This is a genomic window from Nitrospirota bacterium (assembly GCA_015233895.1).
In the GTDB taxonomy this organism is placed as follows: Bacteria; Nitrospirota; Thermodesulfovibrionia; order Thermodesulfovibrionales; family Magnetobacteriaceae; genus Magnetomonas.
Genome location: JADFXG010000007.1, coordinates 103,991 through 115,850 on the forward strand (window position 1 = coordinate 103,991; position 11,860 = coordinate 115,850).

7 protein-coding genes and 1 CRISPR repeat array are annotated in these 11,860 nt (G+C 40.5%); of the genes, 6 read left to right on the plus strand and 1 reads right to left on the minus strand.

The window, feature by feature from the left end; genetic code table 11:
• The first annotated feature begins 25 nt into the window (after positions 1-25).
• The 6 genes from cas9 to HQK88_07285 all read left to right on the plus strand — a co-directional run bounded on the left by cas9 (position 26) and on the right by HQK88_07285 (position 10,991).
• Positions 26-2,986, plus strand: coding sequence for a type II CRISPR RNA-guided endonuclease Cas9 (gene cas9, locus HQK88_07260; GenBank protein MBF0616600.1), 2,961 nt, complete (start codon positions 26-28; stop codon positions 2,984-2,986).
• On the plus strand, positions 2,979-3,905 hold the full coding sequence (gene cas1 / locus HQK88_07265) for a type II CRISPR-associated endonuclease Cas1 (protein MBF0616601.1): 927 nt from the start codon (positions 2,979-2,981) through the stop codon (positions 3,903-3,905). Before cas9 ends, cas1 begins: the two co-directional genes overlap by 8 nt.
• Positions 3,906-3,917: 12 nt before the next feature.
• A complete protein-coding gene (cas2, locus tag HQK88_07270; protein MBF0616602.1) occupies positions 3,918-4,250 on the plus strand; it encodes a CRISPR-associated endonuclease Cas2 in 333 nt (110 codons plus the stop codon).
• 137 nt (positions 4,251-4,387) lie between these two features.
• A CRISPR array of direct repeats spans positions 4,388-5,674; the repeat unit is 36 nt; unit sequence AGTATAACATATCAGTGCCTGAAAGCAACCCACAAC.
• A 59-nt stretch (positions 5,675-5,733) separates the two neighbouring features.
• Positions 5,734-7,557 (plus strand): hypothetical protein, encoded by a 1,824-nt coding sequence (locus HQK88_07275; protein MBF0616603.1) that lies wholly within the window; start codon positions 5,734-5,736, stop codon positions 7,555-7,557.
• Entirely contained in the window at positions 7,554-9,233 is a 1,680-nt protein-coding gene (locus HQK88_07280) for a sigma 54-interacting transcriptional regulator (GenBank protein ID MBF0616604.1), read from the plus strand. The genes HQK88_07275 and HQK88_07280 overlap by 4 nt, the downstream gene beginning before the upstream one ends.
• 255 nt (positions 9,234-9,488) lie before the next feature.
• A complete protein-coding gene (locus HQK88_07285) occupies positions 9,489-10,991 on the plus strand; it encodes a hypothetical protein (protein ID MBF0616605.1) in 1,503 nt (500 codons plus the stop codon).
• A 186-nt stretch (positions 10,992-11,177) separates the two neighbouring features.
• On the opposite strand, the gene HQK88_07290 is transcribed toward HQK88_07285, so the two are convergent.
• Positions 11,178-11,843, minus strand: coding sequence for an ABC transporter ATP-binding protein (locus tag HQK88_07290; protein ID MBF0616606.1), 666 nt, complete (start codon positions 11,841-11,843; stop codon positions 11,178-11,180).
• Between the last annotated feature and the right edge of the window lie 17 nt (positions 11,844-11,860).

Sequence of the window (11,860 nt, forward strand, 5' to 3'; positions counted from 1 at the left end):
AATAAAAATTATTAGGAGGAATGATATGGCTTACACTCTTGGGTTGGACTTAGGAACAAATTCGATTGGTTGGGCTTGCGTCAACACTGATTCCAAAAAAATTATTGATGCAGGCGTTCTCATCTTTCAGGAGGGTGTAAACAGAAAAAACGGTGTTGAAATATCAAAAAACACAAAACGCAGGTTAAAAAGACAGCTTAGGCGACAGTATGGAAGAAAATGCCAGAGAAGAGACAGACTTACAGAGAAATTAAAAGAGTACCAAATGTTTCAGGATGAGAGCGCTCTTATGTTCTATGCTATGAATCCGTATGAACTTAGGGCAAAAGGGCTTGACTCTCAACTTTCTAAGTTAGAGTTTGGCAGAGTGCTGCTCCATCTAAGCAAAAGACGAGGTTTTAAAAGCAGCAGAAAGTCACAAAGTGAGGATGTTAAAAAAGACACTGCGTTTAAAGAAGATTTAAAGAGACTCCCTGAAGAAATTAAAGCAAACAACTGTAGAACCCTTGGTGAGTATCTTTATTTACTACAGGGAAAAAGTGAAAAAATTAGGTGTAAACCGACACAACGGAAATTGTACGAGGATGAGTTTGAACTCCTATGGGATAAGCAAAGCTCATACTACCCTGAGCTTACGACAGAGTTGAAAAAGGACCTTAGCCATGACATATTCTTCCAGCGTCCGTTGAAATCCGTTGCAAGCTTAATTGGTAAATGTACCCTTGAGCCAGAAAAGAAACGATGCCCGAAAAGCGCTTTTGAGTTTCAATTGTTTCGCATTTTAGAACAGGTTAACCGCCTTAGCTATAAAAACGAAAACCATGACGAAATAAAATTTTACAGGACTCCTGATGAAGAGTTTAGCCCGGAGACCAAAGACCTAAGAGATAAACTTATCGCTCTGCTTAAATCCAAAGAGAAATGTTCTTTTAAAGACATCAAAAAGCACTTAAAATTAGATGTTGATGCTGGTTTTAATCTTGAAAAGGACGATGACGGCGCTCTTATTGGAGATAAGACCAGCCACTGTTTTAGAAAAATATTTAAAAAGAAGTGGGACACATATTCAGATGTAGAAAAAGAAAAAATTCTTCAGGTTATAAATTTTGCAGACGATAACAAGTGGCTTAGGGCTTATGCAAGCGAAAAGTGGGGTTTGGATGAGAAGGAGGTTAAAGCCGTTGCTAAAATCGCTCTTGAAGCCGGTTACGCCAACTACTCCCTAAAAGCTATCAATAAAATTCTGCCGTTTATGCTTGATGGGTTAAATCTTCATGATGCAAAGATTAAAGCAGGTTATGAAAACTCTCGTGGAGAAAGAAGCGAAACCGAGATTATTAAAAACATACGAAACCCTATTGTCTCAAAAACTCTGTACGAATTACTTGCTCTCGTAAACCGGTTAGAAAAAGCATACGGCGTTCCAGAGCTTATAAAAATAGAAATGGCAAGAGAACTGAAAAACTCAAAAGAACAAAGAGATAAAATCAGAAAGAAAAATTTTGAAAATAAAAGAAAAAATGATGAGGCTGCAAAAGAGCTTATTACATTAGGCATAACGCCTAACAGTGAGGCTACTGTAAAGTACAAACTATGGAAAGAATGCAAGGATCAGTGCTGTCCTTACACTGGTAAGAAAATTCCAATAAATGCTCTGTTTTCTTCAGATTCTCTTTTTGAAATCGAACATATAATACCCTACTCACGCTCTCTGGACGACTCTTTTATGAACCTAACCCTCTGCTATGTTGATGAAAACAGGCGCAAAGGAGATAAAACGCCATATGAATGCTATAACGGATCGCCTCAGTACGACGAAATTCTACAAAGAATAAAAGTTCTGCCTAAAGCTAAACAGCGAAAATTCATATTAAAAGAAATACCTGAAGACTTTGCTTCAAGGCAACTAAATGATACCGCCTATATGAGCAGAGAGGCGGTGTCGCTTTTAAGCAAATACAAGGTTCAACCTTCAAAAGGACAGGTTACATCGGTAATACGTCATCTTTGGGGCCTTAACACTATCTTAGGCCCATCTTCTGAGAAAAACCGTAATGACCACCGCCAACATGCCATTGATGCCATCGTAATAGCTTTGACAGAGGAAAAGACAATTAATAAACTCTCACAGTACAGTAAATACAAAAGGCAGGCAATAAGCGAAAGATTTCCCGCACCTTGGGAATTTTTCCGTAACGATGTTGCTGAGACAATCAACAGACTGGCCGTCTCAATCAGAGTCAATAAACGCCTGAGAGGCCAACTCCACGAAGAGACGTTTTACGGCAAGGTCACAGACAAAAAAAATGACAAAAATATGCAGATGTTCCGTGTCAGAAAAGACGTTGTTGAGGACATGAAAATGAGCACAGTCGAGCAAATAGCTGACCCCAAAATCAGAGAAATTATCCGAAATGCTGTAATTAACGGTACAATCAAATCTGATCCTCCGACTTTACCCACAAAAGACGGCAAAAATCCAATTCCTATTAAAAAGGTAATAACCTACATACCATCCAGCAATATGATACTGCTGCCAGGCCGTCCCGACAAAAAAACGTATGTTGCGCCAGGAGCCAACCACCACATCGTCATCTATCGCTATAAAGACAACAAAGGCAACGTCAAACAAGGCGGTGAGGTTTGTAGCTTTTTTGAAGCCGTCAAACGCTTCAGGCGCGGTGAAAAAGTCATAAATAAAAATATTGGCGACGATAAGGAATTTTTATATTCGTTGTCTAAAAATGAAATGTTTATTCTTGACGTTGATGAAAACGAAATATCTCTTGATCCACAAAATTACAACGAAATCTCTAAAAAACTTTACAGAGTCAAGGAAATTGATGCTGGAAGCGTACGGGTTATACTAAAACGGCACTTTGAGGCTACACGTGACGAAGACCCTGTTAGAAGAGTAGCTAATACCCTAAAAGGTATAAAAGTCATAGTTGACAGACTTGGGAGGATAACAAAAGCCTATGATTAAACGAACAGTCAGCATAGATAATCCGTCAAGGCTCAACATTGAGCACAAACAGCTTGTTATCACTCAAAATGACGAGGCTGTAGGCAGAGTTCCCATCGAAGACATTGGTCTTTTGATTGTGGAAAACCCAAACGTCAGCTATACGCATTCGTGTTTTGTGTCTTTGCTTGAAAACAACGCCGCTATTGTCCTCATTGGAAAAAGCCACTACCCTGCCGGACTTTTCTTGCCTCTTGAAACAAATTCCGTGCAGACTGAGCGTTTCAAATCGCAAATTGAGGCGGCAGTGTCTCTTAAAAAACAACTTTGGCAGCAAATAGTCCGAAAGAAGATAATTAATCAGGCAAAGTTACTGGAAAGTTCGGGGGCGGCTATTGCGCCTCTAACAGAGATGGCAAGAAACGTAAAATCCGGAGATTCTAATAATCTTGAAGCACACGCCGCCCGCTATTACTGGAAAAATCTCTTTGGTAAAAAATTCAAGCGAGACCGGTTTGGTTTTTATCCAAATAATCTTCTGAATTACGGCTATATAATTCTTAGGGCGGCAACAGCCCGCTCTTTGGTTAGTTCCGGGCTGCTTCCCACCCTGGGCATTCATCACCGCAATAAGTATAACGCATTTTGCTTAGCGGATGACGTTATGGAACCTTACCGTGTTTTTATTGACAGGAAAGTGCATGAGCTATACGCTGCCTCCGATATAAGCGAACTTGAAACTCAAGAGTTGGATGAGCTGCCGTTAGATAAAATGACTCTGACCAAAGAGATAAAAAAAGAACTGCTTGGTATATTGGCTGCTGATGTCGTGTTGGATGACAACACTTTTCCGCTTATGACAGCCCTAAACAGAACTACGGCATCGCTTCAGCGGTGCTTTGCAAAAGAACAGAAAGATATTGAGTATCCGAGTCTGTGATTTTGATTAACTATGTGCGAGTTAAATAAATACAGAATAATGTGGTTAATAGTTCTATTTGATTTGCCGACTGAAACGAAAAAAGAGCGAAAGGCTTACACAAAATTCAGAAACTTTCTTCTTGATGACGGCTTTAACATGATGCAGTACTCAGTGTACTACCGTCACTGCGCAAGCAGAGAGAACGCCGAAGCTCACACAAGGCGCATTAAGGCGGCACTGCCGGAAAAGGGATTTGTGAATGTCGTCACCATTACCGACAAGCAGTTTGGTGACATTCAATTCTTTGTGGGAAAAAAAGAAAAACCACCCCCCAATGCTCCGCATCAACTTGAATTATTTTGAAGCTATCGAATTTTATAGTCGAGCACAATATTGTTCAAAAACCTCGATTTTTACCGCTTATCAACACCTCCACACTCATTTTTTCTCACCATTTTTTACTCGTTTACCCTTTCTTTTCAACTACTTGTGTAGTTGGTAGTATAACATATCAGTGCCTGAAAGCAACCCACAACACAAACCTGCACGAAAGACAGAGGGAGGCCAGTATAACATATCAGTGCCTGAAAGCAACCCACAACGTAGGTGAGCTAAGTTACCAGAGCAGTTATAGTATAACATATCAGTGCCTGAAAGCAACCCACAACCCGACATATTGATACCCATTGCCATCGTTTAGTATAACATATCAGTGCCTGAAAGCAACCCACAACTACAGTAACCTCGACAGAACTAACATATGCAGTATAACATATCAGTGCCTGAAAGCAACCCACAACCAATTACAATAATGACGCTTACAGCAAGGCAGTATAACATATCAGTGCCTGAAAGCAACCCACAACAAAAGACGAGCTGCGTCTTTTACTTTTAAAGTATAACATATCAGTGCCTGAAAGCAACCCACAACCTAATTATAATTGTGTTTGTGCGCAAATCTAGTATAACATATCAGTGCCTGAAAGCAACCCACAACACTCCGATACTTCTGTCAATTTTCCCTCCAGTATAACATATCAGTGCCTGAAAGCAACCCACAACTACCAATAAGTAATGCCGCCACAGTCATTAAGTATAACATATCAGTGCCTGAAAGCAACCCACAACTACCAATAAGTAATGCCGCCACAGTCATTAAGTATAACATATCAGTGCCTGAAAGCAACCCACAACTCGGAGGGCAGTTTTGGTATGGCATACATAAGTATAACATATCAGTGCCTGAAAGCAACCCACAACCTTGCAGTTGCGAAGTCGCACATCCTCAGTAGTATAACATATCAGTGCCTGAAAGCAACCCACAACATGTCTTTAGGTGCGGCGAGCAACTGTTTTAGTATAACATATCAGTGCCTGAAAGCAACCCACAACCCCGGACATCTACACCCGCAAAGAACGGTTAGTATAACATATCAGTGCCTGAAAGCAACCCACAACCATACACAATGTTATCATATTTTGTAACCGAGTATAACATATCAGTGCCTGAAAGCAACCCACAACGTTATATGCAATTTATGAATCAAGGGATGGAGTATAACATATCAGTGCCTGAAAGCAACCCACAACGTCAAGGATTATCAGGGTAAAACGATAGTAAGTATAACATATCAGTGCCTGAAAGCAACCCACAACATCAGATCGTTTTTACGTGACAGGAAATCAAGTATAACATATCAGTGCCTGAAAGCAACCCACAACTAAATCGTTGAGGATAGAAACTATTGCAGAGTATAACATATCAGTGCCTGAAAGCAACACGACTTTAAAAAGTTCTGAAGTGTTATACTAATTAAAAGGTAATGGCAATAGGTTTTTTTTAATTATGTTTCAAAACAACTTAGACATCATATATTTCATCTATGGGGCATCCTATGTAACCATGGGAATTGTTGTTCTGAGGCAACCAAAGGAAGGTAGCACATTTAAACTGGCAGGTGTTCTTTGGCTTTTAGCAGGATTCGGATTATTGCACGGGATGAACGAATGGCTAAATATGTGGGCAATGTTAAAAGGCAGGAACGTGGGCATTGACCTATTGCAATGGTTTTGCCTTACTACATCCTACGCATTTTTATTTGAATTTAGCAAAAGAACCATAAAAGCTACCGGACAGGGATATCTATCCTATCGGAAAAAATTTATGAAATATCCTGAATGGTGGATAATTTTGGGCGTTGGAACCATTATTTTTTTGTTTGGCACATCATCTCACGATTTATTAGAAGCTGGCAATATAGCCACAAGATATACGTTGGGGTTTACAGGTTCTATTTTAGCTGCATATGGTTTCATTTCATATTACATTTACGAAAAGGATATGTTGACCAAAAGCAATGTTCAAATGTCCTTTCTATTGTTAGGTGCAGCCTTTTTCCTATATTCTATCCTGGGTGGTTTGGTTGTTCCGAAAGGAGATTTTTTTCCTGCAAACTGGTTAAACGAATCATCTTTCTTAAATGTGGCAGGCATTCCTATATCCTTTTTTAGAGCAGGGGTTGCTGTAGTCATAACCATCGCCGTAACAGATATTTTGAATATTTTTAATTGGGAAGCAAAAAATAGTCTCACAACAGTGCATACTGCTCTTTTGAAAGCAATACCCGATAAAATAATACTTCTGTCTTCTGACCTTAAAATTGTTTGGGCTAATATAACAGCTATAGAATCTGTAAGTGACAGACTCTGCAATACCGATATGACCAAACAATATTGTTATCAGGCATTTTTCGATCGTACATCGCCGTGCCCTGACTGCCAAACATTAACGTGTTTTAATACCGGTGAGATTCAGCACAGTCAGTGTACGGATCAGCACGGGAAAATCTGGGATATGCGGGCAGTCCCTATAAAAAACCACGAAGGGAACACTGTTAATGTAATCGAACTGTCCTGTGACGTTACGGATAAAGTAATAATGCAAAGAAACGCTATATCATCCAGACATCTTGCATCTCTGGGTGAAATAACAGCAGGCATCGCCCATGAAATAAACAATCCAATAAACAGTATTATTAACTGTGCCCAGCTCATTGCCGACAACACTACTGGCATCACAAAAATTAACGAATACTCTACGGGAATAATGTCTGAGGCAGAGCGGATCGCTAACATTGTAAGGAGTCTTCTTTCTTTTGCCAGGGAGAGTAAATCAGAAAAAGTCATAACTGACATTTATACCCCTCTTAAGGATACACTATCAATGGCTGAAGCGCAAATGAAAAAAGACGGCATAGCTCTTATTGTTGACCTGCCAGATAATTTGCCCGATATAAGCGTTAACAAACAGCAACTCCAACAAGTTTTCCTCAACTTAATAAGTAACAGCCGTTATGCACTAAACGAAAAGTATAGTAGCAGCCATGAAAACAAAATCCTCAAAATAACCTGTGAAAAGTTGACAACTGATGAAGTTTCATTTCTGAGGCTGAAGTTCACTGACGATGGAACTGGCATATCCCCTAATATTTTAGAAAAGGTAAAAGATCCGTTTTTTTCCACCAAACCTGCCGGTAAAGGAACAGGGTTGGGATTAAGCATTAGCCACGGAATTATCGCCGACCATAATGGTAAACTGTATGTTGAAAGTGTGGAGGGGCACCATACCTCTGTGACAATAGAACTACCTGTAGCGACAAAAGAGGGATAATGGCAAAAATTATAGTAGTTGACGACGAGTATTGGATAAGAAACACATTTAAGGATTTTCTCACGGAGGCCGGATATGATGTGTTTATTGCCAAAGATTATAGTGAAGCCATAAGTATGATTGCTGAAAATGACTTCGATTTGGTAATTGCTGATATAATACTTAGTGACCATTCCGGAATAGATATCCTAAGAGAAATCAAAACGAAAAATCCAACCACTCTGGTAGTTATGATAACAGGCTATCCGGAAATAGAGACCGCCACTGAGGCCGTGCGACTTGGCGCTTTTGACTACATCACTAAACCGGTTAGAAAAGACGCCCTTCTTCGTGTTGTCAATGCCGCACTCTCCTTTAAATCTCTTATTGACGAGAAAGAAAAATACCGTATGCATATTGAGGCCATATTTAGAAGCGTAAAAGTCGGGATTGTAACAGTTGATGCACAGATGCACATTGTTCAGTTTAACGGTGCTGCAACTAAGATATGTGGATTTACTGATACCAACGATGAATTGTACTCAGATAAGAGCCAATGTAGTAAGAGATGCTTTTTCACTCTCAGAGAGACAATCGAGACAAAAAAGTCATACGACATTTTTCGCCTTGAGTGTAAACATAAACTTAAATCAGGGCAAGTGGTAAATATTACCACTTATCCTTTGTTGGACGAACAGAAGAGTTTCAGCGGCGGAGTTATGATTGTTCAGGACGAGACCAACCTTGCAGAACTGGAAATGAAAATCGGCCATCCCAGGAAGTACCATAACATAATAGGACAAAGCGAAAGGATGCAAAATATCTTTTCATTGATAGAAACCCTCTCTAACCTTAAAACAACAGTACTTATCACAGGAGACAGTGGCACCGGTAAGGAATTAATTGCTGAGGCAATACATTTCAGAGGGCAGCGCAGTAATAAGCCACTTGTGAAGGTCAACTGTTCTGCCATATCAGAACATCTTCTGGAGAGCGAACTATTTGGCCACGTCAAAGGCGCTTTTACTGATGCAATCAGTGACAGAACCGGCAGGTTTCAGAGGGCTGATGGTGGAACAATATTTCTCGATGAAATCGGTGACATCACAGCTGCTACTCAGCTAAAACTCTTGAGAGTTCTACAGGAGATGGAATTTGAAAAGGTTGGAGACTCCGCTCCTATAAAGGTTGACGTAAGGGTAATAGCGGCAACCAACCAGTGCCTTAATGAAAAAATCAAACGTGGACACTTTAGAAAAGACCTCTACTACCGATTGCGGGTTATCGAAATAAATCTCCCACCGCTTAGGGACCGGAAAGAAGACATACCCCTTCTGGTTGAACATTTTATGGCAAAATTCAACAGGGATTTCAAAAAAGACATACATTCTATATCCACAGACGTAATGAAAGCCTTCATGCATTACCAGTGGCCGGGAAATATCAGGGAAATGGAACATGCCATCGAACACGCCTTTGTTTTGTGTACTCAAAGAGTTATAACTTTAGACGATCTCCCCGATGAATTCAGAGATGTAGTATCCACTAACATCACTCAGGAACACGAGCCTCAAATAATCAGACTCACCCTGAAAAACACAAAATGGAATAAATCCAAAACTGCCCGGATTTTGGGTATTGACCGTAAAACGCTGTACAACAAAATGAGGTTATACGGCATTAAAAAAGACGATTAGACAACTGTAGAACTGTAGAACTTACCAATTATAAGGATTCCACACTTTAATTCCCCACTTTTAACAGCTGTTTAGTATTCATGGTAGACAATATAGAATGTAATTATCTGTTTTTCCACGAAAATTATTTTTTCAGCATTCCTGGCACGATACTTGATTACCTTGTTCGATATATGTATTTCACAATCGCTGTTGAATATTCGTGAATAAAACCAGACTGCTATGCAGTTAAAGCTATTTTATAAAGGAGGATTTATGTCAAAGAAGTTAGTACGTAGTACAGTGGTTGCGGCTTTATTAGCTTCGACGTTGTTAATTCTGTTTTCACCGAAGGCCTCATGGGCAGTGCCGTCGTACTCACGGCGGTATGGTCTTGATTGTACCGTGTGTCACAACATGTGGGGGGCATTAAACGGTGTAGGTGCAACATTTAAACTGAGCGGTTATCGTGCCCTTATAGGAAACGATCTCGAACCGTTATCGAAAGATATTGAGACTGGGGGCATCTTTGCGATACCGACAACATTGCCGCTTTCAATTGTTACCGGAGTTGGCTACGATTACCGTACCGAGAAACGCACTGGCGCTGACGGCTCATCAAACACTCAGACAGGGTCAAGCCTTGCACTGGAGGATGCCAGCATATTCCTTACCTCGCCTATTGGCCCTCATCTATCTGTTTTTGCAGAGTTCCCAATGTATGAAACCAGAGCATGGGAATTCACTCCTACAGGGCCTGCCGAGGCCAATGATACCGCAAGAGGAGGTAACATACGCTTTAGCACAGAGAAACCAACATTTGAGGTAGCAAAGTTTTTCTGGAATAACCTGTTTGGAGAAGCTGCACCGCGCGACAGCGTAAATCTGCTCTTTGGTATAACCCATCCCCCGCTGCCCTACTCTCCCGGTAAGGTAAGATTATCAGTAAACCAGTACCCTATCTATGAAAGACGTGCACTTGACCTTCTAAGCCATCAGAAATTAGACAGCTTATTAACCAGCGAGCAAAACGACTCACTGTTCAGGGTGAGTGAACCACAAGTGCTTGCCGAGATTTATGGTATGGTTGTGCCTGGCAAGGCAGTTACAGACGTTGGGAAGAAAGAGACGTTTTGGCTTGAATACCACCTTGGCGTAACAAACGCCAGCAACTCCAGCGCCGACAACAACGCTAACAAAGGATTCTATGGACGCTATGTTATGCGCTGGTATGGTCAATCACTGGGAGTATTCGCTCTCTATGCAAATGACACCTATGATGATGATATCCGTAATGGAGCTTCAGTTACAAACGGAGGAATCATGTCGGGGAAATCGTCCAGTAACAGCCATTTCAGGATTGGTCCTGACTTAACAATAAGCGGAGTTCCGTATAAAGTCCCATTATGGCTTGAAAATCAGTATATGTATGTCAATGAAAATAATCCTACAGGATTTGATAAGAGTTTTGCATGGCAAGGTGGATTTCATCAGTTGAATTGTCAGATTACAAGTAAAGCCGTAGCTTATGGCCGCTATGACTGGGTTAGCGGCAAACTCTACGACGATACGTCAACCAGAATAAACGGTGTTATGGGTCAAACGAAGACAAAACCCAGCGAGTACGACATTGTCGCAGGGCTTCAGTATGCCATTACCTCTAATGTCAAACTTATCGGTGAGTACCGATATCATGAGTTTAAGGATACTGTGAGTACACCTAACACATCGACGCTCAACGATACCGGGTTTACAACCCGCATCATGTTTGGATTTTAATAAGACCACATTCTCAAATAATTTGCAAAGCTGACACAGGGTAAAAAAGGCATTTTACTCTGTGTCAGCCCTCCTGGTTCAACGTAAATCGGCTAAATCCACTTACCTTTAACAACTACAATAGCTTAAATATTTCGTAACAGTTATTATCTGGAAATCTCGAAATTTAGGACTAACTGGCTGCAGTTATAAAGGTTTCAAAACACCGTGGGTCATTCTGTATATTTTTTTACACTGCTTTGCTATTTCTGAACTATGGGTTACAAGCAGAAAAGTAACCCCCTTATCTTCGTTCATTTTCTTAAATAAAGACATAATCTCAGCCTCGGTCTCTTCATCAAGGTCTCCTGTAGGCTCATCTGCCAGCACAATTGCCGGTTCATTTATAAAGGCACGTGCAATGGCAACTCTTCTTTGCTGACCGCCACTCAGTTGTGATGGATACATGTTGGCTTTATCCTGAATTCTTACCATATCAAGCAATGCCATAGCATAATCGTTCCTGTTGATTCTTTCCTTGGAAAAAGCCGTTGGCAGAAGTACATTTTCAAGTACGGTAAGTGTGGGGATAAGACTGCTAAACTGAAATATAAAATTCATAAGTTTATTTCTAAGCTCTGAGAGCTCATTATCAGATATTGACCACAGGTTTGTACCGTTTATTTTAACCGTGCCAATATCAGGCTTTGTTAGTGCGCCAACAATACTAAGGAGCGTTGTCTTACCAGATCCGGAGTGTCCGACTATGGATAAGAAATCCCCTTTTTCAACCAGCAGGTTAACGTTATCCGCGGCTTTTAGCTTCTCTTTTCCGATTATATAATGTTTCGATATCTCTGTCAGTTCAATCATCTGTAAAAATCCCCCGC